This is a genomic window from Lentzea terrae (assembly GCF_003265345.1).
Lineage (GTDB): Bacteria > Actinomycetota > Actinomycetes > Mycobacteriales > Pseudonocardiaceae > Lentzea > Lentzea terrae.
Genome location: NZ_QFWW01000029.1, coordinates 36,975 through 63,838, shown reverse-complemented (window position 1 = coordinate 63,838; position 26,864 = coordinate 36,975). Strand labels below are relative to the sequence as shown.

Genomic DNA, 26,864 nt, shown 5'->3' with positions numbered 1-26,864 from the left:
GACAGGTCGCGTCTCGAGATGGGTTGAGGGATGGACAACGAACAGAAGCTCCGGGACTACCTCCGCCGGGCCAGTACGGACCTTCAGCGCACCAAGCGGCGCCTGCAGGACCTCGAAGCGGCCGCGTCGGAACCGATCGCCGTCGTCGGCATCGGCTGCCGTTTCCCCGGCGGGGTGCGCAGTCCCGAAGATCTGTGGCAGATGGTCGTGAACGGCGAGCACGGCATCCGCGCCTTCCCAACGGATCGCGGCTGGGACCCGGAGATGCTCGCCCTGTCGTCGAGCGACCAGGGCGGCTTCCTGGAGGGCGCCGGCGAGTTCGACGCGGACTTCTTCGGCATCTCCCCGCGCGAGGCCCTGGGCATGAACCCGCAGCAGCGCGTGCTGCTCGAGGTCACCTGGGAAGCCCTGGAGCGAGCGGGCATCGACCCGCAGCAGCTGAAGGGTTCCGCCACCGCCGTCTTCGCGGGCGCGATGAACCAGGACTACCAGCTCGGCCCCGGTGAGGGCGGCGAGGGCATGGTCCTGCTGGGATCGTCGAACTCGGTGATCTCGGGCCGCATCTCCTACACCCTCGGCTTCGTCGGTCCGTCCGTCACCCTCGACACCGCCTGCTCTTCTTCTTTGGTGGCAATGCACCTGGCGATGCAGTCACTGCGCGCCGGTGAATCCTCCCTGGCCCTGGCCGGCGGTGTCACCGTCATGGCGAACCCCGCGACCTTCGTGGAGTTCTCCCGTCAGGGCGGCCTGTCCTCCGACGGCCGCTGCCGCTCGTTCGCCGACTCGGCCGACGGCACGGGCTGGTCCGAGGGCGTGGGCATGCTCGTACTCGAGCGCCTCTCCGACGCTCGTCGCAACGGCCACGAGGTTCTGGCCGTCCTGCGCGGTTCCGCCGTCAACCAGGACGGCGCCTCGAACGGCTTGACGGCCCCGAACGGCCCCTCCCAGCAACGCGTGATCAAGTCCGCCCTGCTGAACGCCCGCCTGACCAGCGACCAGATCGACGTAGTGGAGGCCCACGGCACCGGCACGGTCCTGGGCGACCCGGTAGAGGCCCAGGCCCTCCTGGCCACCTACGGCCGCAGCCGTCCTGCTGACCAGCCGCTGTTGCTCGGCTCGATCAAGTCCAACATCAGCCACACCCAGGCCGCCGCGGGCGTGGCCGGCGTGATCAAGATGATCATGGCCATCCGCGCGGGCGTCGTCCCCCAGACCCTCGGCGTGGACACCCCGTCAAGCCACGTCGACTGGGACGCCGGCGCCATCCAGCTGGCCACCTCCAACACCCCGTGGCCCTCAACCGGCCAACCCCGCCGAGCCGCCGTCTCCTCCTTCGGCCTCTCCGGCACTAACGCACACACCATCATCGAGCAAGCCCCAGACCCCGAACCTGTGGACAGCTCGGCCCCTGTGGACAACTCCGCCACTGCCGATCTTCAACCCCAGGAATCGTCGGCCCCTCGTGGGACGCTTGGAGTGGGGACCTCGTTCTCCCCCCAGGGGGGCCAGGCGGGATCGATTCAGTCGGGCGCGGTGCCGTTCCTGGTGTCGGGCCGGTCGCGGGAGGCGTTGCGCGCCCAGGCCGAGCGACTCCTCGACGTCGACGCCGAACCCCTCGACCTCGCCTACTCGCTCGCCACCACCCGCGCGTCGTTCGACCACCGCGCGGCGATCGCCGGCGACCTCCGCACCGGCCTCGAAGCCCTCGCGAACGGCACCACCACTCCCGGCCTCATCCAGGGCACGGCGGCCCGCGCCAAGCAGGCGTTCCTCTTCACCGGCCAAGGCGCCCAACGCATCGGCATGGGCAAGACCCTGCACACCCGCTTCCCGGTCTTCGCCGAAGCCTTCGACGCCGTCCTGCAACACCTCGACCCGAAGCTCAAGGACGTCATCTGGGGCGACCGCCAGGAAGCCCTCGACCAGACCCGCCACACCCAGCCAGCGCTGTTCGCCGTCGAGGTCGCCCTCTACCACCTCGCCGAGTCGTGGGGCCTGAAGCCGGACTTCGTCGCCGGCCACTCCATCGGCGAGATCGCCGCCGCGCACATCGCCGGCGTCTTCAGCCTCGAAGACGCCGCCAAGCTGATCACCGCCCGTGCGAACCTCATGCAGGACCTCCCGGCCGGCGGCGTGATGATCGCCATCCAGGCCACCGAGGACGAGGTCACCCCGCATCTCACCGATGGCGTGTCCATCGCCGCCATCAACGGTCCCACCAGCGTCGTGATCGCAGGCGTTGAACAAGAGGCACGAAGGATCGTTGAACAGTTCAACGATCGCAAGACCCGCCAGCTCGCCGTCAGCCACGCGTTCCACTCGCCGCTGATGGAGCCGATGCTCGACGAGTTCCGCGCAGCGATCGAGCAGATCACCTTCGACGCACCGATCATCCCGCTCGTCTCGAACGTCACCGGTGAGCAGGCCCGGATCGAGCAGATCACGTCACCGGACTACTGGGTCAGTCACGTCCGCGAGTCAGTCAGGTTCGCCGACGGCATCAAGTGGCTGACGAACCACGGCGTCACGCAGTTCGTCGAGATCGGCCCCGACGGCATCCTGTCCGCGATGGCGCAGGAATCCGCCGACGACATCACCACGATCCCGTTGCTGCGCAAGGACCGCGACGAACAAGAGTCGATCAGCAAAGCGCTCGCCGAGCTGCACGTCCGCGGCGCGAAGCTCGACTGGAACGCCTACTTCGCGCACACCAACGCAAAGCGCGTCGACCTGCCGACGTACGCGTTCCAGACCAAGCGCTACTGGCCCAAGGGCGGCGGCGGTTTCCAGGACCCGCGCGCCGCCGGCCTCGGCGCGGCACACCACCCGCTGCTGACAGCGACCGTCTCGTTCGCCGACCAGGACGGCGCGCTGCTCACCGGCCGCCTCACCCGCCAGACCCACCCGTGGCTGGTCGACCACGCCGTGCGCGGCACGGTCCTGCTGCCCGGCACCGCCTACCTGGAGCTCGCGATCCGCGCCGGCGACGAGGTCGGCTGCGACCGCGTCGAGGAACTGACGCTGACGGCACCACTGATCGTGCCGGAACGCGGCGGCGTCCAGGTGCAGCTGTGGATCGGCAACGCCGACGCGAACGGCCGCCGCACCGTCAAGATCTACTCGCGCGCCGAGGGCTCCGACGACGAACCGTGGACCCAGCACGCGATCGGCGTGCTGGGCGCGCCCGCCCGTGAGGTCGCCTTCGACACCACGGTCTGGCCGCCCGCCGGCGCCACCGCCCTGGACATCGACTACGACAACTTCGCCGCGATGGGCTTCGAATACGGGCCCGTCTTCCAGGGACTGCGCAAAGCCTGGCGCGGCGACGACGGCGTCACCTACGCCGAGGTCGAGCTCCCCGAAGGCGTCGACCCGGCCGGATTCGGCCTGCACCCGGCACTCCTGGACGCCGCCCTGCACGCCGCGATCGTGTCCGGCGAGGGCGAGGCCGGACTGCCGTTCTCGTGGGAAGGCGTGTCGCTGCACGCGACCGGCGCCTCTTTGCTGCGAGTCCGCCTGACCCGTTCCGGTGACAACGCCTACGCCATCGCCGCGGTCGATAGTGCCGGTGCGCCGGTCGCGTCGGTCGACTCGCTGGTGGTGCGCGCGGTCGCGGCTGAGTCCTCTGTGGACCGTGACTCGCTGTTCCAGGTCGACTGGGTGCCGGTGACGGTTCCCGCAGTCGACAGCACGGACGACGTCCTGGTCATCCCGTTGCAGGGCAGCGAAGACGTCGTCGCCTCCGTGCACGAACTGACGGAGCGAGTTCTCGGACATCTGCAGGAAGAACGCGACGAGCGCGTCGTCTTCGTCACGAGCAGCACCGACCTCGCCTCCGCCGCTGTGTGGGGCATGGTGCGTTCGGCGCAGTCCGAGTCACCGGGCCGCTTCTCGCTGATCGAACTCGACGGCACAGACGCCTCCGATGCCGCTCTTGCTGCCGCTGTCGGTTCCGACGAGCCGCAGCTCGCGCTCAGGAACGGCGAGATCTACGCACCCCGCCTCGCCCGCGCCGACATCGAGGAAGCCCCGATCGAGTGGGGTACGAAGGTCCTGATCACCGGCGGTACCGGCGGCCTCGGCAAGATCGTCGCCAAGCACCTGATCACCGAGCACGGCGTGCGGAACCTGGTGCTCGTCAGCCGCCGCGGCACGGGCGACGTGTCGGAACTGGAAGCGTTGGGCGCCAACGTCTCTGTGCTGGCATGCGACGTCACCGACGCGTCCGCCGTGACCGCACTGGTCTCCGCGCACGACATCACCGCCGTCGTGCACAGCGCCGGTGTGTTGGACGACGGCGTGATCTCCTCGCTGACGCCAGAGCGCCTGCACCCGGTGTTGCGCCCTAAGGTCGATGCGGCCTGGAACCTCGCCCAGGCGCTGCCGTCCGTTCCGCTCGTGCTGTTCTCGTCGCTCGCCGGCACGTGGGGCACGGCAGGCCAGGCGAACTACGCAGCAGGCAACCACTTCCTGGACGCGCTGGCCGAACACCGCCCGAACACCGTGTCGCTGGCGTGGGGCGCGTGGGCGGGCGAAGGCATGCTCACCGAGGCCGACGCCGAGCGCATGGCCCGGACCGGCATGCCGCCGCTGACCGTCGAGCAGGGCCTCGCGCTGTTCGACCGCGCGGTGAACTCCTCCAGCGCCGCACTGGTTCCGGCGCGCCTCGACCTGGGCACGTTGCGGCAGCGCGGCGAGGTGCCGCCGTTGCTGCGCGGCCTGATCCGGGTCCGCACCCGCCGCGCCGCTTCGGGTTCGGAGACCGCCGACACGTTGATCCGCAGGCTTTCCGGCCTGGGTGCGGAAGAACGGTCCGACGCGGTGCTGGAGCTGGTCCGCGGCCAGGTCGCCGCGGTGCTCGGGCACGCGTCCGGCGACGAGATCGAGCCCACGCGCCAGTTCCAGGACCTGGGCTTCGACTCGCTGACCGCCGTCGAGCTGCGCAACCAGCTGACCGCGGTGACCGGACTGCGCCTGCCCGCGACGATGGTGTTCGACTACCCGACACCGGTCGCGCTGGCCGCGCACCTGCTGGACGAGCTGTTCAACGGTGCCACTGACGTCGTTGTGCCGTCTCAGGTGCAGGCCGCCGCTGCAGACGACCCGATCGTGATCGTCGGCATGGGCTGCCGCTACCCGGACGGCATCGGCTCGGCGGACGACCTGTGGCGCCTGGTGTCCGAAGGCGGCGACGCGGTCTCCGGTCTGCCGTCGAACCGCGGCTGGGACCTCGAGAACCTCTACCACCCCGACCCCGACCACCCCGGCACGACCTACTCGCGCTCCGGTGGCTTCCTGCACGACGCGGGCGAGTTCGACGCCGGGTTCTTCGGCATGTCACCGCGTGAAGCGCTCGGCACCGACTCGCAGCAGCGCATCCTGCTGGAGGTCGTGTGGGAGGCGATCGAGCACGCCGGCATCGACCCGGTGTCGTTGCGCGGCACGCAGACCGGTGTCTTCGCGGGCGTCATGTACAACGACTACGGCGCGCGTCTGGGCGGCGGCGACTTCGAGGGCTTCCAGGGCTCCGGCACCTCACCGTCCATTGTGTCCGGACGAGTCTCCTACACGCTCGGCCTCGAAGGCCCGGCGGTCACGGTCGACACCGCCTGCTCTTCTTCGTTGGTCGCGATGCACTGGGCGATGCAGGCGTTGCGGGCGGGGGAGTGCTCGCTGGCGCTGGCCGGTGGTGTGACGGTCATGTCGACGCCGACCGCGTTGATCGAGTTCTCCCGGCAGCGCGGCCTGTCGCCGGACGGCCGCTGCAAGGCGTTCTCCGACTCGGCCGACGGCGTGGGCTGGTCCGAGGGCGCCGGTGTGGTCGTGCTGGAGCGCCTGTCCGACGCTCGGCGCAACGGACACCCCGTGCTGGCGGTGATTCGCGGTTCCGCGGTGAACCAGGACGGCGCCTCGAACGGCCTGATGGCACCGAACGGACCGGCTCAGCAGCGCGTGATCCGTGCCGCGCTGGCCAACGCCGGACTGAGCTCGTCCGATGTGGACGCGGTCGAGGCGCACGGCACCGGCACGACGCTGGGCGACCCGATCGAGGCGCAAGCCCTCCTGGCCACCTACGGCCAGAACCGGTCGGAGCCTCTGCTGCTCGGTTCGGTGAAGTCGAACATGGGCCACACGCAGGCCGCCGCAGGTGTGGCCGGTGTGATCAAGATGGTGCAGGCGATGCGCCACGGCGTGCTGCCGCAGACCCTGCACGTCACCACGGCTTCCTCGCACGTCGACTGGACCGAGGGCGCGGTTGAGCTGCTGACCTCTTCGCGCGAGTGGCCGTCCGCCGATCGGCCCCGACGTGCCGGCGTCTCGTCGTTCGGCATCTCGGGTACCAACGCACACATCATCATCGAGCAGCCGCCGGCCGTCGACGTTCCGACTTCCGCGCCTTCGGACGTTGTCGTGCCGGTGGTGTTGTCCGGCCGCACCCGCCGTGCCGTGCGGGGGCAGGCCGCGCGGCTGCGTTCGTTCGTCGAGTCGACTGACGTGTCGTTGCACGATCTGGCTTTCTCGCTGGCGACGACGCGTTCGGCGTTCGAGCAGCGTGCTGCGATAGTGGTTACCGATCGTGAGACCCTCTTGCGCTCGCTAGGTGCTCTCGCAACGGAGAGCCCCGACGCCGCCGTCGTCGAGGGCGAGGTCGCGCCGGGCAAGGTGGCGTTCCTGTTCTCCGGCCAGGGCTCGCAGCGCCTCGGCATGGGCCGTGAGCTCTACGCGCGCTATCCGGTGTTCGCGGAGGCACTCGACGAGGTTCTCGACCGTCTGCCCGTTCGCGACGTCATGTGGGGCTCCTCCGAAGAAGACCTGCATCAGACCGGCAACGCGCAGCTCGCCCTGTTCGCCTTCGAAGTGGCGCTGTTCCGGCTCGTCCGGTCGTGGGGCATCAAGGTCAACGCCGTGATCGGTCACTCGATCGGCGAGATCGCCGCCGCCCACGTGGCCGGTGTGTTCTCACTCGACGACGCCTGCACCTTGGTCTCGGCGCGCGCCCGCCTGATGCAGGCGCTGCCGGCCGGTGGCGCGATGGTCGCCGTCCAGGCGACGGAAGCCGAAGTCACCCCGCTGCTGACCGACGGAGTCTCGATCGCCGCGATCAACGGCCCGGACTCGGTGACCATCGCGGGCGTTGAGCAAGAGGTTCTAGCGATAGTTAGAAGCTTTAACGACCGCAAGACCAGGCAACTTGCGGTATCGCACGCGTTCCACTCGCCGCTGATGGAGCCGATGCTGGACGAGTTCCGGCAGGCGGTCGACGGGATATCGTTCAACGACCCGACGATCGCTCTGTTCGCCGGTGGGATTGTTCAACAATCCGACTACTGGGTTCGGCACGTCCGCGACGCCGTTCGTTTCCACGACAACGTGGAGGCGGCGCGTGCTGCCGGCGTGACGACGTTCGTGGAGATCGGCCCGGAAGGCGCGCTCTCGGCGCTGGTCGACGGTGCGATCCCGATGCTGCGCAAGGACCGTTCGGAAGAGGCCTCGGTCGCGCTGGCGCTGGGACGTTTGTTCGCGACCGGTGTGTCCGTGGACTGGAAGGCTTACTTCGGCCCGGCCCGCCGCGTGACGCTGCCGACGTACGCGTTCCAGCACGAGTACTACTGGCCGCTGGGCTCCGCCGCGTCGGTGGTGACGGACGCGGACCCGGCCGACGCCAAGCTGTGGGCGGCGATCGAGCGCGGCGACGCCCGCGAGCTCGCGGCGCTGCTGCGGCTGGGTGAGGAGCAGCGGTCGTCGCTGGACTCGCTCATCCCGGCGCTGTCGTCGTGGCGCGCGGGCAACCAGGAGAAGACACTGCTCGACTCGTGGCGGTACCGCGTGCTGTGGGCGCCGGTCCGCATCACGGGCACACCTGTGTTGTCCGGTCACATCGCGGTCCTGACGACTCCGGCGGTCGACGCCGAGCCTTACCGCGCAGCGCTTGCGGCTTACGGCGCCGAGGTCACCGTCGCCACCTCAGTCGATGACGTACCCGAGTGCGATCTGATCGTGTCGTTGGTGGCATTGGACGAGTCGCCGTCGTCGGTGCTGACCACCGGTCTGGAACAGTCGATTCTGCTGGTCAAATCGGTCGAGGCGCCGATCTGGGCGGTGACGTCCGGCGCGGTCGCCGCAGAGACTTCCGACTCGGTGCGGTCCGCCGCGCAGGCCGCGGTGTGGGGCTTCGGTCGTGCGGCGGCGTTGGAGTACCCGCAGCGCTGGGCCGGTCTGATCGACATGCCCGCGGTGCTGGACGAGAACGCGTTGCGCCGCTTCGTCTCCTGCGTCGCGGGCCTGGACGGCGAGGACCAGCTGGCCGTGCGGTCTTCTGGCGTCATGGGGCGTCGTCTGGCGCACCGGCCGGTCGACGCGTTGCCGTCCGACTACGCCGCGCACGGCACGGTGCTGATCACCGGCGGCACGGGCGGACTCGGAGCCACGACGGCAAAGTGGCTGGCGGAGCGCGGTGTTTCCGGCCTGGTGCTGACTTCTCGCCGGGGCATGGACGCGCCGGGTGCCGCCGAGCTGAAGGCATCGCTGGAGGAGCTCGGGCCGCAGGTCTCGATCGTCGCCTGCGACGTCGCCGACCGCGAAGCGCTCGCCTCGGTCGTCGCGGACATCGCCGACCTGTCCGGTGTCGTGCACACCGCCGGCGCCGCACAACACGCGCCGCTCGAACTGACGTCGCTCGACGACTTCGCGGACGTGTTGTCCGCCAAGGTGATCGGTGCCGCGAACCTCGACGCGCTCGTCGGCGAGGTCGACTTCTTCGTGCTGTTCGGCTCGATCGCGGGCGTGTGGGGCAGTGGCGGCCAGGCGGCTTACGGTGCGGCGAACGCCTACTGCGACGCGTTGGCCGAGGCCCGTCGTGCGCGTGGCCTGCGGGCGACGTCGATCGCGTGGGGCCCGTGGGCCGAGGTCGGAATGGCAACGCACGAGGCCATGTCCGACAACCTGGCGCGCCGCGGCCTGACGTTCCTGCAGCCGGACCAGGCCGTCGTCGAGCTGAACCGCGCGGTGATGCACGACGACACCTGCGTCACCGTCGTCGACATCAACTGGGACACCTACTTCCCGCTGTTCACGTCGGTGCGCCCTTCTGCTCTGCTGTCGGACCTGCCCGAGGTCAGGGCTTTGACGGTCGTCGAGGAAGTCCGTCGCGACGACTCGGAGTTCGTGCGCAAGCTCCGCGCACTGTCCGAAGAGGACCAGAAGCGCAAGCTCGTCGAGCTGGTGCGCGCCGAAGCCGCCGCAACGCTGGGCCACAGCTCGGTCGAGGAGGTGGGGGAGAACCGCGCGTTCCGCGACATCGGCTTCGACTCGCTGACCGCCGTCGAGTTGCGCAAGAAGCTGTCCGACGCCACCGGTCTGTCGTTGCCGGCGACGCTGGTCTTCGACTACCCGACCCCGGTCGTGCTGGCCGACCACCTGCTGGCCGAACTCCTCGGCTCGGCTGAGGCGGCGCTGTCCTACGCGGCCCAGATCGACTCGGACGAGCCGATCGCGATCGTCGGCATGAGCTGCCGCTTCCCCGGCGACGCCAACACTCCCGAGGCCTTCTGGGAGATGGTGCTCGCCGGCACGGACGCGATCACGGAGTTCCCCGCCGACCGCGGTTTCGACATGGCGCAGATGTACGACCCGGACCCCGACCGCCCCGGCACCACCTACACGACCGCGGGCGGCTACCTGCCCGACGCGGGCGACTTCGACCCGGCGTTCTTCGGCATCTCCCCGCGCGAAGCCACCGGCATGGACCCGCAGCAGCGCCTGCTCCTGGAAACCACCTGGGAGGCCGTCGAACGCGCGGGCATCGACCCGGCCGCGTTGCGCGGCAAGAAGGTCGGCGCGTTCATCGGCTCCTCGTACATCGAGTACGGCGGCGGTGACGGCGGCTCCGAGGGCTACCAGGTCACCGGTACCTCGCCGTCCGTGCTGTCCGGCCGCGTCGCTTACGTGTTCGGTTTCGAAGGTCCCGCCGTCACCGTCGACACCGCCTGCTCTTCTTCCTTGGTGGCAATGCACCTGGCGTGCCAGTCGCTGCGCACCGGCGAGTCTTCCTACGCCGTCGCCGGTGGCGCGACGATCATGCCCAACCCGAAGCCCCTCATCGCCTTCTCACGACAACGGGCTCTGGCGCGCGACGGCCGCTGCAAGTCGTTCTCCGACGCCGCGGACGGCATGATCCTGTCCGAGGGCATCGGCATGCTCCTGCTGATGCGCCAGTCCGACGCCATCGCGGCGGGTCATCGCGTGCTGGCCGTGATCCGCGGCTCGGCCGTCAACCAGGACGGCGCTTCGAACGGCCTCTCCGCCCCGAACGGCCCGTCCCAGCAGCGCGTGATCATGCAGGCCCTAGCGAACTCCGGCGTGGCACCCAACGACATCGACGCCCTGGACGCCCACGGCACCGGCACGTCGTTGGGCGACCCCATCGAAGCCCAGGCCCTCTTCAACACCTACGGCCGCGACCGCGACGCCGACCGCCCGCTCCTCCTCGGCTCGGTGAAGTCGAACATCGGCCACACCCAGTCGGCCGCAGGCGTCGCCTCCGTCATCAAGATGGTCATGGCCCTGCAACACGGCGTCCTGCCCCGCACCCTGCACGCCGCCGCACCCTCGACGCACGTCGACTGGACCCCCGGCACCATCTCCCTGCTCCAGGACACGACCGAATGGCCCGACACAGGCCGCGCCCGCCGCTGCGCCGTCTCGTCGTTCGGCATCAGCGGCACCAACGCTCACGTGATCTTGGAGCAGGCCGCGGGGATCCCCCCGTTTTCCAGCGTATCGATCACGCCGCCCACGTTGGCCGCCGAGCCGGAATCTGTGGACAACTCGACGCCTGTGGACAACTCGGCAGTTGTCGATCTCCACGCCGCAGAACTGTCGGTGCCGGGTGAGACGATTGGAGTGGGGACCTCGGTCTCCCCCCGGGGCCCCCAGTCGGGATCGATTCCGTGGCTGTTCTCGGCCAAGTCCGAGCCGGCTCTGCGCGCGCAGATCGAGGGCGTGCGCGACCTGACCGCCGACCCGGCCGACATCGCCTACAGCCTCAGCCTCCGCCCCAGCTTCGACCACCGCGCGGTCCTCATCGACGGCGTGGAAACCAGGGGCGTCGCCGACCTGGAGCGCAAGGTCGCGTTCATCTTCCCCGGCCAGGGCTCGCAGTGGGTCGGCATGGGCGCGCAGCTCCTCGACGAGTCGCCGATCTTCGCCGCCCGCATGGCCGAGTGCGCCGCCGCCCTCCAGCCGCACACCGACTGGAACCTCCTCGACATCATCCGCGGCGCACAAAGCCTCGACCGCGTCGACGTCGTCCAGCCCGCGAGCTGGGCGATGATGGTGTCGCTCGCCGAGGTCTGGAAGCACCACGGCGTCACCCCCGACGCCGTCATCGGCCACTCCCAGGGCGAAATCGCCGCCGCGGCAGTCAGCGGCGCACTGAGCCTCGAAGACGCCGCCAGGGTCGTCGCGCTGCGCAGCCAGGCCATCGGCCGCGTCATGTCGGGCCGCGGCAGCATCGTGTCCATCGGTCTGTCAGCACAAGAAGTCCAGCCGCACCTCGAAGAATGGGGCGACCGTCTCAGCCTCGCCGCCACCAACGGCCCGCGCAGCGTCGCGGTCTCCGGTGACCTGGAGGCGCTGGACGCGTTCTGCGGCAAGCTCGTCGAGCAGGGCGTCCGGGTCCGCCGCATCGAGGTCGACTACGCCTCGCACTCGGCCCAGGTCGAGGACCTCCGCGACGACATCCTCAACGACCTCAACGGCATCACCCCGCTGACCCCGCACACGAAGTTCCTCTCCACCGTCACCGGTGACTGGAACGACGCCAACACCGACGCCGAGTACTGGTACACCAACCTCCGCCAGACCGTGCACCTGAACGAAGCCGTCGAACAGCTGATCAACACAGGTCACCAGGTGTTCGTCGAGGTCAGCTCCCACCCCGTGCTCACGCCGGGCGTGCAGGACGCGCTCGAAGGCAAGCGCGGCGTCGTCACCGGCACGTTGCGCCGCGACATCGGCGGACTGCAGCGCGTCCTCACCAGCCTCGCCGAGGTCTGGGTCCGCGGCTGCCCAGTCCAGTGGCACCTCGAAGGCACCCGAGTCGACCTGCCCACCTACCCGTTCCAGCACGAGCGGTTCTGGATCGGCCCGCCGCAGCATCCCGTTGCAGCGCAAGAAGACCCTGCTGACGCCGCGTTCTGGCAGGCCGTCGAGCAGTCCGACCTCGCCACGCTCACCCAGAGCCTGCACCTCGACGAGGCCACGCTCGCCGCCGTCCTGCCCGCCCTCAACACGTTCCGGCAGACCAGCCGCGACCAGTCCACAACGGACTCCTGGCGCTACCGCACGACGTGGAAGCCGTTGCGCGGACTCGACAACGGCAAGCCCACCGGCACCTGGATCGTCATCACCACCGACGGCATCAACGACACCGACGTCGTCACCGCGCTCGGCGACGTGCAGCGGATCGTCCTGGACGCCAACGACGACCGCGCCGCCATCGCCGCCAAACTGACCCAGGCCGACGGCATCGTCTCGCTGCTGCCCACCGACGAACGCCCCGGACCTCTCGGCCTGCCAACAGGTCTGCTGCTGACCGTCAACCTGATCAACGCGCTCGGCGACGCCGGCATCAACGCCCCGGTCTGGAACATCTCCCGCAACGCCCTCGCCACCGGCCGCGCGGACACCGTCGACCACCCGGCGCAGGTCCAGGCGGTCGGCATCGGCTGGACCGCCGCGCTGGAGCACCCGCAGCGCTGGGGCGGCTCCATCGACCTGCCGGAAGAGCTCGACCAGCGGGCCGCGCAACGGTTTGTCTCCGCCCTCGCCAACGCGGGGGAGGAGGACCAGCTCGCCATCCGCGCGTCCGGCACCCTCGCCCGCCGAGTCGTCCGTGCCCCCGCGAAGCCCGCCGAAACCGACTGGACCCCGCGCGGCACCACGATCATCACCGGCGGCACCGGAACGCTTGGCCCGCACGTCGCCCGCTTCTTCGCGCACAAGGGCGCCGAGCACCTGGTGCTGACCAGCCGCCGCGGCCTCGACGCCCCCGGCGCACGCGAACTCGTTGCGGAGCTGGAAGAACTCGGCACGCCCACCACGGTCGTCGCCTGCGACATCGCCCAGCGCGACGACGTCGAACGCATGCTCAACGACCTGCGCGCGGACGGCCGGGAGATCCGCTCGGTCATCCACACCGCCGCGGTGATCGGCCTGCATTCCATCGACGAGTCCACTGTGGAGGGTCTGAGCGAGATCCTCGCCGCCAAGGTCGACGGCGCCGCCCACCTGGACGCGCTGCTGACCGAGGACCTCGACGCGTTCGTGCTGTTCTCGTCGATCTCCGGCATGTGGGGCTCCGGCAACCACGCCTCCTACGTCGCCGGCAACGCCTACCTGAACTCGTTGGCCGCCAACCGTCGCGCCCGCGGCCTCAAGTGCACCTCGATCTCGTGGGGCATCTGGTCCGACGACATCGGTCTCGGCCGCGTCGACACCGACCAGATCCGCCGCAGCGGCCTGGAGTTCATGAAGGCCCGGCTCGCGCTGGCCGGTCTGCAGCGCGCGATCGCCGACGACGAGACCGAGATCGCCATCGCGAACATCGCGTGGGACCGCTACTACCCGGTCTTCACCGCGATGCGCCCGACGACGCTCTTCGAGGAGCTGCCGGAGGTCCGCGCGCTAGCGGTCGCCGCCGAGCAGATCACGACCTCCGACGGGGACTTCGCGGCCAAGCTCAGGGCCCTCCCGCCGGCCGAACGCGAGCAGCAGCTGCTCGAGCTCGTCCGCGCCGAAGCCGCATCCGTGCTGGGCATGGCCTCCACCGACGCGCTCACGGAGCACCGGGCGTTCCGCGAGGTCGGCTTCGACTCGATCACCGCCGTCGACCTGCGCAACAAGCTCGCCGCCGCAACAGGTTTGACGCTGCCGACCACGATGGTGTTCGACCACCCGAGCCCGCTCGCACTCACCGAGTTCCTGCTCGGCGAGCTCCTTGGTGCCGATGTGCCCGCCAGCACTCAGGTCGTCGCCTCGGTCGCGTCCGACGAGCCGATCGCGATCATCGGCATGGCCTGCCGCTACCCCGGCGGCGTGGCTACGCCGGAAGACCTGTGGAACGTCGTCATGAACGGCGTCGACGCGATCTCCGGCTTCCCCGCCGACCGCGGCTGGGACGGCGACTCCCTCTACAACCCCGACCCGGACGCCCCCGGCGGCGCCTACTCGGTGCAGGGCGGCTTCCTGCACGACGTCGCGAACTTCGACCCCGGCTTCTTCGGCATCAGCCCCCGCGAAGCGCTCTCGATGGACCCGCAGCAGCGCCTCCTGCTGGAAACCGCCTGGGAGTCCATCGAACGCGCCGGCATCGATCCGCAGTCGCTCAAGGGAACCCTGACCGGCGCCTTCATCGGAGCGTCCTATCAGGACTACTCGGCGGGCGGCTCCGACCAGCCAGGCGACGAAGGCCACATGATCACCGGCACGCTCTCGAGCGTGCTGTCGGGCCGCGTCTCCTACCTGTTCGGCCTCGAAGGCCCCGCCGTCACCCTCGACACGGCCTGCTCCTCGTCGCTGGTGGCCCTGCACCTGGCCTGCCAGTCACTGCGCGATGGCGAGTCGTCGCTGGCACTGGCCGGCGGTGTCTCAGTCATGGCAACGCCCGGCGCCTTCGTCGGCTTCTCCCGCCAGCGCGCCCTGGCCCGCGACGGCCGCTGCAAGGCCTACTCCGACGCCGCCGACGGCATGACCCTCGCCGAGGGCGTCGGCCTGGTCCTGCTCGAACGCCTCTCCGACGCTCAGCGCAACGGCCACCGGATCCTCGCCGTCGTGCGCGGCTCCGCGGTCAACCAGGACGGCGCTTCGAACGGGTTGACGGCCCCGAACGGCCCTTCCCAGCAACGCGTCATCCGCCAGGCCCTCGCCAACGCCCGCCTAGAACCGTCCGAAGTGGACGCCGTCGACGGCCACGGCACCGGCACCGCCCTGGGCGACCCGATCGAGGCCCAGGCCCTGCTCGCCACCTACGGCCAGAACCGTGAACGCCCACTCCTGCTCGGCTCGATGAAGTCGAACATCGGCCACACCCAGATGGCTTCAGGCGTCGCCTCCATCATCAAGATGGTGCTCGCCCTGCGCGCCGGCGTGCTGCCCCGAACCCTGCACGTCGACCAGCCCTCGACCAAGGTCGACTGGTCGTCGGGCGCCATCAAGCTCCTCGCCACGGAAGAAGCCTGGCCCGACACCGGCCATCCGCGCCGCGCCGGCGTCTCCTCGTTCGGCCTCTCCGGCACAAATGCCCACGTAGTGCTAGAGGCAGCCCCCGAACCTGTGGACAACCCGGCCCCTGTGGACAACTCGGCCGATGTCGATCTCCACACCCCGGAACCGTCAGACCAGCGTGGGACGATTGGAGTGGGGACCTCGGTCTCCCCCGGAGGGGGCGAGGCGGGATCGATCCAGGTCGGCGCGGTGCCGGTCCTGCTGTCGGCCCGCGCGGACGAGGCGCTCAAGCAGGTGGCGGGCAACCTGATCGACGTCGACGCCGATCTCGAAGGACTGGCCGCATCACTCGCCACGAAGCGGTCCACGTTCGAAAAGCGTGCGGTCGTTGTCGCCAGCGACCGCGACGAACTGGTGCGCGGACTGACCGCGTTGCGGGACGACCAGCCGGACGCGTCCGTCACGCGCGGTCAGACCACGCGCGGCCGCACCGCGTTCCTGTTCACCGGCCAGGGCTCGCAGCGCCTCGGCATGGGCCGCGAGCTCTACCAGCGCTACCCGGTGTTCGCCGACGCCCTCGACGCGGTCTGCGCCTACCTCGACGCCGACCTCGACCGGCCGTTGCGCGACGTCATGTGGGGCGACGACGCGGATGCCCTCAACCAGACCGGTTACGCGCAGCCCGCGATCTTCGCGGTCGAGGTCGCCCTCTACCGGCTCGTCGAGTCGTGGGGCGTCACGCCGGACTACCTGGCGGGCCACTCCATCGGTGAGATCGCGGCCGCCCACGTCGCCGACGTGCTCAGCCTCGACGACGCGTGCACGTTGATCTCGGCCCGTGCCCGGCTCATGCAGGCGTTGCCTACCGGCGGTGCGATGGTCGCCATCCAGGCGACGGAGGAGGAGATCACCCCGCACCTCACCGACGGCGTCTCGCTGGCCGCGATCAACGGGCCGACGTCCGTGGTGGTCGCCGGAGTTGAGCTAGAGGTTCAAGCGATCGTTACAAGGTTTAATGATCGCAAGTCCAAGCAGCTCACGGTCAGCCACGCGTTCCACTCGCCGCTGATGGACCCGTTGCTCGACGACTTCCGGGCGGCGATCAGCGGCATCCAGTTCGCCAAGCCGACGATCCCGCTCGTCGCGGACGACGTCACCGATCCCGAGCACTGGGTCCGGCACGTGCGCGACGCCGTCCGGTTCGCCGGCAAGATCACGCAGCTGGAGAGCAAGGGCGTCCGGGCCTACCTGGAGCTCGGCCCCGACGGCGTGCTCACCGGCATGGCCCAGGAGTCGATCACCGAGGAAGCCGTGCTGGTCCCCGCCCTGCGCCGCGACCGCGACGAGGTCGTGACGCTGCTGACCGCGCTGGCCGGACTCCACGTCCGCGGCACGACCGTCGACTGGGCCGCCTACTTCCAGGGCGCCAAGGCCGACGTCGAGCTGCCGACGTATCCGTTCCAGCACCAGCGCTTCTGGCCAGAGCCCGCCGCGCCACAACAACAAGATGGCGTCGACGACGAGTTCTGGGCAGCGGTCGAGCGTGAGGACTTCGCCGCATTGGCGCAGTGGCGGTCCCGCAAGCAGCAGTCAACCGTGGACTCCTGGCGCTACGCGGTCACGTGGAAGCCGATCACGACCTCCAAGGTCCTCACCGGCCCGTGGCTGGTGCTGACCAACGAAGACGCGTCCGAGCTGATCGACGCACTGGGCGTCGAAACCGTCGTGGTCGACGCCGCCCGAAGCCGCGAGGAGCTCGCCGAGCAGGTCAAGGGCGAGTACGCCGGTGTGCTGTCGTTGCTCGCGCTGAACGCCGGCGCCGAAGACGCGCTGGTGCGCACTTCCGTGGTGGTGCAGGCACTTGGTGACGCCGGAGTCGACGCCCCGCTGTGGGTGGCGACGCGCGGCGCGGTGTCGGTCGGCGGCGGCGAGCAGATCACCAACCCCGACAGCGCGACGGTGTGGGGCCTCGGCCGCGTGATCGCGCTGGAGCACCCGCAGCGCTGGGGCGGCCTGATCGATCTTCCGGACAGCCTCGACTGGAACACCGCGCGCCGCATCCCCGGCGTGCTGGCGGGCACGGGGGAGGACCAGGTCGCGGTGCGGCCGTCCGGCGTCTACGGCCGCCGCCTCATCCACAGCACACCGAGCGCGTTGCACCGCGACTACCGGCCGGGCCGCGTGCTCGTCACCGGCGGCACGGGCGCGATCGGCAAGCAGGTCGCGCAGTGGCTGCTCGACCACGACGCCGAGCAGGTCATCCTGGTCAGCCGCACCGGCATCGCCGACTTCGCGGACCCGCGCGTGCTCGTCAAGGCCTGCGACGTCGCCGACCGGGAAGCGCTGCAAACCCTCCTCGCCGAGCACCCGGTGACGTCGGTCTTCCACGCGGCGGGTGTCGTCGAAGACGGTCTCGTCGAGTCGATGGACGCCACATCGTTCACGAACCTGTTGCGCGCCAAGGTCCACGCGACCCGCAACCTGCACGAGCTCACGCAGGACCTCGACGCGTTCGTGCTCTTCGCGTCGACCGCAGGCGTCATCGGCGGAGCGGGCCAGGGCAACTACGCCGCGGCCAACGCCTTCCTCGACGCGTTCGCCGAACACCGCCGCCTGCAAGGACTTCCGGCCAGTTCAGTGGCCTGGGGTCCGTGGGGCGGGGCAGGTATGGCGGCCGGTATCGGGGAACGTTTGCAGCGCGGCGGTTTCACGCCGATGGAGCCCGCGCTCGCGTTGCAGGCCTTGAAACAAGCCATCGAACACGGCGACGCGGCCGTAATGGTCGCGGAGATCGACTGGGAACGGTTCCTGCCCGCGCTCGCCGGTCTGCGCCCCGCGCCGCTCGTCGGCGACCTGCCCGAGGTCAAACGCTTCCACACCACCGAGAAAGTCGACGACGAGCAGCCGCGGTTCCGCAAGGCACTCGCGGGCCTGTCGAAGGCCGAACGCAACCGCGCGGTCCTGGACCTGGTGCGCGGCCAGATCGCCGCGGTTCTGGGTCACGGCAACGCGTCCGACGTCGACCCGGACCGCGCGTTCCTCGACCTCGGCTTCGACTCGCTCACGACCCTGGAGTTGCGCAACCGTCTGCAGGCGGCGACCGAGCTGACGCTGCCCGCCTCCCTGCTCTACGACTACCCGACCCCCTACGACCTGGCGGACTTCCTGTTGGGCGAGGTCGGCGACGTGCCGGCCGAAGTGGTCGTCCACCGGACCGACGACCCGATCGCGATCGTCGGCATCGGCTGCCGCTTCCCCGGCGGCGTCACGTCATCGGAAGCGTTCTGGGACCTGGTGTCGAACGGCGGCGACGGCATCAGCTCGTTCCCGTCCGACCGCGGCTGGGACCTGGCCGCTTTGAGCGCTGGTGCGTCGGCGTCGCTGGAAGCCGGTTTCCTCAACGGTGTCGCGGACTTCGACGCGCGCTTCTTCGGCATCTCGCCACGGGAAGCGCTTGCGATGGATCCGCAGCAGCGCCTCGTGCTCGAGACCGCCTGGGAGGCGCTGGAACGCACCGGCATCGACCCGCTGTCGTTGAAGGGCAGCGCGACCGGCGTGTTCGTCGGCACCAACGGCCAGGACTACGAGAACGTCCTGCGCCGCTCGCTCGACCCCGACATCCAGGGCTACCTCGCCACCGGCAACACGGCGTCGGTGATGTCCGGCCGCCTCTCCTACGTCCTCGGACTGGAAGGTCCGGCGGTCACCATCGACACGGCCTGCTCGTCGTCGTTGGTCGCCATGCACTGGGCGATGCGCGCTCTCCGCTCCGGTGAGTGCTCTCTCGCTCTCGCCGGCGGTGTCAGCGTCATGTCGAGCCCCGACTCGTTCGTGGAGTTCACGACCCAGGGCGGACTCGCGCCGGACGGCCGCTGCAAGGCCTTCGCCGACGCTGCCGACGGCACGGCATGGTCCGAGGGCGCGGGCATCCTCGTGCTGGAACGCCTGTCCGACGCCGTTGCGAACGGCCACGAGGTGCTGGCTCTCGTCCGCGGTTCGGCCGTCAACTCCGACGGCGCATCCAACGGCCTGACCGCTCCGAACGGCCCCTCACAGCAGCGGGTCATCCGTCGCGCTCTCGCGGACGCCGGTCTGTCCGTGAGTGACGTGGACGCCATCGAGGCCCACGGCACAGGCACGACGCTGGGCGACCCGATCGAGGCCCAGGCCTTGCTGTCGACGTTCGCCGACCGCTCCGACCCGCTCTACCTGGGCTCGGTGAAGTCGAACATCGGCCACGCCCAGGCAGCGGCGGGTGTCGCCGGCGTCATCAAGATGGTGGAGGCGATGCGCCACGGCGTGCTGCCCCGCACCCTGCACGTCGACGCCCCGACCTCGCACGTCGACTGGACGTCGGGCCCTGTCTCGGTCCTCACGGAGAACACGGCCTGGCCCGCGACCGGCCACCCCCGCCGCGCCGGCATCTCCGCGTTCGGCCTCTCCGGCACAAACGCGCACGTCATCCTCGAGGCTGCGCCGACCGCGCCAGAATTGTCAGACCCGGCTGAGATGATTGGAGTGGGGACCTCGCGTCCCCCCAAGGGGGCTCCCGTCGTTGTTTCGGCGAAGTCCTCCGATGCGCTGCGCGCTCAGATCGACCAGTTGCGCGCGGTGGAAGCGGACCAGCTGGATCTGGCGTTCTCGGCGGCGACGACGCGCGCGCAGTTCGCACACCGGGCGTTGCTGATCGACGGCGCAGAGGTCGCCAACGGTGTGGCGCGCAAGGCGGGCACCACGGCGTTCCTGTTCACCGGCCAGGGCTCGCAGCGCCTCGGCATGGGCCGCGACCTGTACGCGCGGTTCGACACGTTCCGCGACGCGTTCGACGAGGTGCTCGCCCACCTCGACCCGAACCTCAGGAACATCATCTGGGGCGACGACGAGGGGCAGCTCAACCAGACCGGCAACACCCAGCCGGCGCTGTTCGCGATCGAGGTCGCGCTGGCCAGGCTCGTCCAGAGCCTCGGCGTCCTGCCCGACCACGTCGCCGGCCACTCGATCGGCGAGATCGCGGCCGCCCACATCGCCGGTGTGCTGACCCTCGAAGACGCGGCCAAGCTCGTCACAGCCAGGGCAAGCCTCATGCAGGCGCTTCCGCAGGGTGGCGCGATGGTCTCCGTCCTCGCCACCGAAGCCGAGGTGCGGAAGCAGATCGGCAAGTCCAGGAAGGTGTCGATCGCGGCGGTCAACGGTCCCAGCAGCGTCGTCATCGCCGGTGACAAGACTCAAGTGCAGAAGATCGCCAAGAAGTTCGAGAAGACCAAGCAGCTCACCGTCAGCCACGCGTTCCACTCGCCGCTGATGGAGCCCATGCTCGACGACTTCCGCAACGCCATCGCGAACATCAGCTTGAGCGAGCCGCGAATCCCGATCGCCACCAACGGCGACGTCACGACCGTCGACTACTGGGTGAACCACGTCCGCGACACGGTCCGCTTCCACGACAACGTCCAGAGCCTCGGCAACGTCGACACGTTCGTCGAGATCGGTCCGGACGGCGTGCTCGCGGCGATGGTCGACGGAGCCGTCGCGACCCAACGCAAGGACCGCGACGAGGTGAGCGCGTTCGGGCTCGCGCTCGGCATCCTGCACGTCAAGGGCGCCGACATCGACTGGCCGCAGTACTTCGGGGGCACCGGCGCGAAGCGCATCCCGTTGCCCACCTACGCGTTCCAGCGCGAACGCTACTGGCCCACGACCACTCCGAAGTCCGTCACCGACGACTGGCTCTACGAGGTCGTGTGGGAGCAGCACGACGTCAGCACCACGACCGATGGCACCTGGCTCGTTCTGGGCGACGCAACAGGTTTCGCCGGCCACACGACGACCGAACTCGTGCCGGGCGACTACGCCGGCGTCATCTCCACGACCGACGCCAGTCCGTTCGAGATCTTGAACACCCTCGCGGACAACAACATCACGTCCCCGCTGTGGTGCGTCAGCAAGGAACCCGCCGTCTGGGGCGAGGGCCGTGTCGCCGCAGTGGAGCAGCCGGAGCGCTGGGGCGGCCTCATCCGCGTCGAAACCGACACGTGGGCGATTCCGCTCACCGAGCAGGAAGTTGCCTTCCACGACGAGGGCGCGTTCGTCCCACGTCTGCGTCGCATCGAGAACGTCGGATCGTGGACTCCGAGCCAGGTCCTGCTCGTCGGCGAGGGCCCGATGGCCGAGCAGATCAAGCAAACGCTCGACACCACCGACACCCTCACCGACGACGTCACCGCCGTGATCCACCTCGGCGACCTCGACTCGTTGCGGCACCTCGACGAGCAGCTGGGCGATCGTGAACTGGAGGCGTTCGTCGTCTTCGGTTCCGTCGCCGGCACATGGGGTTTCCGGGGCCAACAACAGCAAGCCGCCCACTCGGTGATCGTCGAGGAGTTCGCCCGGCAACGCAGGGCGCGCGGCCTGAAGGCGACCTCCATCGCGTACGCGCCATGGGAGGGCATGACCGACCAGAGCATGACCGCACACCTGCGGATGAGCGGTATCCCGGTCCTCGACGCCACGAACGCGATCGCGGCCCTGCACCAGGCTGTCGCGAGTGGACGGACGAACGTCGTCGTCGCGAACGTCGACTGGAGCACGTTCCAGCAGCCCAACAAGCTGTTCGGCAACTTCCAGAAGCCGGTCAGCGAACCGGTTCTCAAGCAAGCGATCCAGAGGCTGCCCGAGTACGAACGCCACGGCGCGCTGCTCACCCTCGTCCGCGAAAAGGCGGCACTCGTCCTCGGCCACACCGGAACCCAGGCCATCGAGCCGGACGTCCCGTTCCGCGACCTCGGCTTCGACTCGCTCACCGCCGTCGACCTGCGTAACCAGATCCAGACCGAATCGGGCCTGCAGCTGAGCGCCACGCTGGTGTTCGACTACCCGACGCCGAACGAGCTCGCCGAGCATCTGCTCACCGAACTCCTCGGCGGCGCGGACGAAATCCGGTTCACCACCAGGTCCGTGACGGACGAGCCGATCGCGATCGTCGGCATGGCCTGCCGCTACCCCGGTGACGTCCGGTCGCCGGAGGACCTGTGGCAGCTGCTGCTCGACGGCCGCGACGCGATCGGCGAGTTCCCGGCGGACCGCGGCTGGGACCTCACCGCTCTCTACAGTGGACAGAGCGTCACGCGCAGCGGCGGTTTCCTCTACGACGTCCCGAACTTCGACCCGGACTTCTTCTCGATCTCGCCGCGTGAAGCGATGGTCATGGACCCGCAGCAGCGCATCGTGCTCGAGACGGCCTGGGAAGCGCTGGAACGGGCGGGCGTCGACCCGGCCTCGATCCGCGGCTCCGTCACCGGCGTCTTCGTCGGTGGTGGCAGCGGCGAGTACCGGCCGTCGCCAGAGGAAACCGGACTGGAGTGGCAGACCGCGCAGTCCGCGTCACTGCTGTCCGGCCGCCTCGCCTACACGTTCGGCCTGCAGGGCCCGACGGTCTCGGTCGACACCGCGTGCTCGTCGTCGCTCGTGTCACTGCATCTCGCGGCCCAGGCGCTGCGCACGGGTGAGTGCGAGATGGCACTCGCCGGCGGTGTGTGCGTGATGTCGACGCCCGTCGGGTTCATCGAGTTCAGCGCTCAGGGCGCGCTGTCGGAGGACGGCCGCTGCAAGGCGTTCTCCGACAACGCCGACGGCACCGGCTGGGCCGAGGGTGTCGGCATGCTGGTCCTGGAACGGCTTTCGGACGCGGTGCGCAACGGCCACGAGGTGCTCGCGGTCGTGCGCGGTTCGGCGATCAACTCCGACGGCGCGTCGAACGGGTTGACGGCCCCGTCCGGACCGGCCCAGCAGCGGGTCATCCGGCAGGCACTGGCCGCCTCCGGGCTGCGTCCGTCCGATGTGGACGCCGTCGAGGCGCACGGCACCGGCACCAAGCTCGGCGATCCGATCGAGGCGCAAGCTTTGCTCACCGTCTACGGGCAGGACCGCTCCGCGCCGCTGCTGCTGGGCGCGGTCAAGTCGAACATCGGCCACACGCAGGCCGCGTCCGGTGTCGCGGGCGTGATCAAGATGGTGATGGCGATGCGGGCCGGCGAACTGCCGCGCACCCTGCACGCCGAGACGCCGTCCTCGCACATCGACTGGAGCACCGGCGCCGTGCAGCTGCTGCAGGAGCGCACCGAGTGGCCTACGGTTGACCGCGCGCGCCGCGCTGCCGTGTCGTCGTTCGGCGCCAGCGGGACCAACGCCCACGTGATCTTGGAAGCGCCGCCGTTGGGGATCCCCCCATTTTCCAGCGTACCGGATGAAAGTGCTGGTCAAGCGGCCGTTGAGCGATCTGTGGATAACTTCGGTGTGGTTCCGGTGCTGGTCTCCGGCCGTACGTCCGCCGCGTTGCGCGATCAGGCCGCGCGCCTGCTCGACGTGGACGCGGACCTGGTGGACATCGCCCGTTCGACGGCCACCACGCGCGCCTCGTTCGACCAGCGCGCGGTGGTGCTGGCGAGCAGCCGCGAGGAGCTGACCGACGCGCTGGCCGCGATCGCGTCCGACGTCCGCAACCCGCTCGTGATCAGGGACGAGGTGGCGCGCTCCGGCAAGCTCGCGTTCCTGTTCGCCGGCCAGAGTTCGCAGCGCATCGGCATGGGACGAGCGCTGCACGACAGGTTCCCGGTGTTCAAGGACGCCTTCGAGGAGGCGTTGAGTCACCTCGACGACGGCTTGAAGGACGTCATCTGGGGCGACGACCAGGACACGCTCAACCTCACCGGCAACACACAGCCCGCGCTGTTCGCCGTCGAGGTCGCGCTGTTCCGCCTCGCCGAGTCGTGGGGTGTCAAGCCGGACTTCCTGGCAGGTCACTCGATCGGCGAGATCGCCGCGGCGCACGTCGCCGGAGTGCTCAGCCTCGCAGACGCCGCCAAGCTCGTCAGCGAACGCGCGCGGCTCATGCAGGCACTGCCCGAAGGCGGCGCGATGGTCGCGGTGCAGGCCAGCGAGGACGTTGTGCTGCCGCATCTCACGGACGGTGTGGTGATCGCGGCGGTCAACGGACCCGACTCGGTCGTCATCGCCGGACCGGAGGACGCGGTGGTGTCGATCGCGGAACGCTGGAAGTCCAAGCGGTTGCGCGTCTCGCACGCCTTCCACTCGCCGTTGATGGACCCGATGCTGGACGAGTTCCGGTCCACTGTGGAGTCGTTGACGTTCGCCCAGCCGCGGATTCCGGTGGTGGCGGAAGGCGACGTCACGAGCCCGGAGTACTGGGTCCGGCACGTGCGGGAAGCGGTGCGGTTCGCGGACAACGTGCGGACGCTCACCGAACGCGGCGTCACGACGTTCGTCGAGCTGGGGCCGGACGCGACGTTGTCCGGCCTGGTCGAGGGCGGCATCCCGGTGCTGCGCAAGGACCGCGACGAGGAGCAGTCGATCGTCGCCGCACTCGCCCGCCTGCACACCCGCGGCGTCAAGGTCGACTGGCCCGGGTTCTTCGGCGCCGCCGGACGCAAGATCACGCTGCCGACCTACGCGTTCCAGCACCAGCGGTTCTGGCCGATGGTCAGCTCGTCCAAGCCCGGCTTGTCTGCCAGCGACGACGCGGCGTTCTGGGCGGCGGTCGAGGGCGAGGACTTCGGATCGCTGCAGAACGTGCTCAGCGTCGACACCACCGCGCTGGAGCAGGTGCTGCCGGCGTTGCTGGACTGGCGCAAGCAGCGCAACGACCTCGCGCTGGTCGACAGCTGGCGGCACCGCATCACCTGGAAGCCCTTGGAGGCGGCCAAGTCTGCCGAGCTGACCGGTACGTGGCTGGTCGCGACCACCGGCTCAGATGACTGGAGTGACGCGGTCATCGAGGCCCTCGGCGTCAGGGTGGTTCGGGTCAACGTGACCGAGCCGGATCGTGAGGCGATCGCGGAAGAGCTGCGGGGCAACTCGTTCACGGGTGTGCTGTCGTTGCTCGGACGCGCCGACGCGGGGGAGGGGAGCGCGCCGAAGGGTGTGCTGCTGACCGCCGCGTTGATCCAGGCACTCGGCGACGCGGGCATCAACGCGCCGCTGTGGTGCGTGACCTGCGACGGTGTTGCGGTCAACGGCACGGACTTCGAGGATCTGACGCAGGCGGCGATCCACGGTCTCGGCCGGGTCGTGACGCTGGAACACCCGGAACGCTGGGGCGGTCTGGTCGACCTGCCTTCGGCGATCGACGACCGGGTCGCGAACGGGCTCACGGCCGTCCTTTCCGGACTCGACGGCGAGGACCAGGTCGCGGTGCGCTCGAACGGCCTGTTCGGGCGACGCCTGGTGGCTGCTCCGGCAGCGGTTCCGGCGCAGGACTGGCAGCCGCGCGGCACTGTCCTGATCACCGGAGGCACCGGCGCGCTCGGTGGTCACGTCGCCCGAATGCTCGCGCAGAACGGCGCCGGACACCTGGTTCTGGTGAGCCGCAGCGGTTTGAACGCGCCGGGAGCGGCGGAGTTGCGTGCTGAGCTCGTCGGCTTGGGCGTCGACGTCACGATCGCCGCGTGCGACGTGGCGGACCGGAAGTCGTTGCAGGCGGTGCTTTCGACCGTTCCCACACCGTTGACGGGTGTCGTGCACACCGCGGGCATCATCGACGACGGTGTGCTGGACAAGATGACGCCGGAACGGTTCGAGGCGGTATTCCGCAGCAAAGTCACCTCGGCGCTGCTGCTGGACGAGCTGACCTCCGACCTCGACGCGTTCGTGTTGTTCTCCTCCGCGTCGTCGTCGGTCGGCAGTCCCGGCCAGGCGAACTACGCGGCGGCGAACGCCATGCTCGACGCGCTGGCCGAGCGACGTCGTGGTCAGGGTCTCGCGGCGACGTCGATCGCGTGGGGCGCCTGGGGTGGCGGCGGTATGGCCGACACCGAGGACGCGCTGGCCAACGCGAAACGCGCCGGAATCGGCTCGATGGATCCGGTTCTGGCGTGTGCGGCGCTTCGGCAGCTCGTCGGCGAGGGGTTGCCCACCGCGATCGTGGCGGCCGTGGACAAGGGCCGGTTCTCCGGTGGGTTCCGGCCGAACCCGCTGCTGCGCGAACTCGCCGGGGACGCCCCAGCCGAGGCGCCGGTGGCGGAGGGCGCGTTCAGGGACCAGCTGCTGGCCCTGCCCGCGGCGAAACGGTTCGACCAGGTGCTGGAGTTGGTGCGGACGCGGGCGGCCGAGGTGCTCGGTCAGGCCGACGTGGACGCCGTGCGCCCAGACCGGCCGTTCCGCGACCTCGGGTTCGACTCTCTCGCGGTGGTCGAGCTGCGCAACCAGCTCAACGCCGCCACGGGCCTGGCGCTCGCGTCAACGCTCGTGTTCGACCACCCGTCACCGGAAGAGCTCGCGACGCACGTGCTGACCGAACTGGTTCCGGACGCCGCGGCCGACGCTGCGTTGTCAGAGGAGACGGAGATCCGCGACCTGCTCGCGCGAGTGCCGCTCGCGCAGTTGCGGGAGATCGGCGTGCTGGGGCCGTTGCTGCAGCTCATCGGCCGAGGTTCCGCTGAGGTGACGGAAGACATCGACGAGATGAGCGTCGACGACCTCATCCAGGCCGCGCTCGACGGCCAGGACTGACCGGTTCGCCCGACACGGCCGGCTGCCCTCTCCAGGGCGGCCGGCCGTTCCTCTTTTTTGCCCAGTTGTCTGAGGAAATCGCTACCGCTTGGGCTGCTGGAATTGCTGGCGGGATG

General features: G+C 69.8%; 1 protein-coding gene. It reads left to right on the top strand.

From position 1 onward, the window contains the following. Positions 1 to 30: 30 nt before the first annotated feature. Positions 31 to 26,748 carry a type I polyketide synthase gene (locus DI276_RS34920; protein ID WP_112271552.1) on the top strand — a complete coding sequence of 8,906 codons (26,718 nt, stop codon included), beginning with the start codon at positions 31 to 33 and terminating at the stop codon, positions 26,746 to 26,748. The last annotated feature ends 116 nt before the right edge of the window (positions 26,749 to 26,864 follow it).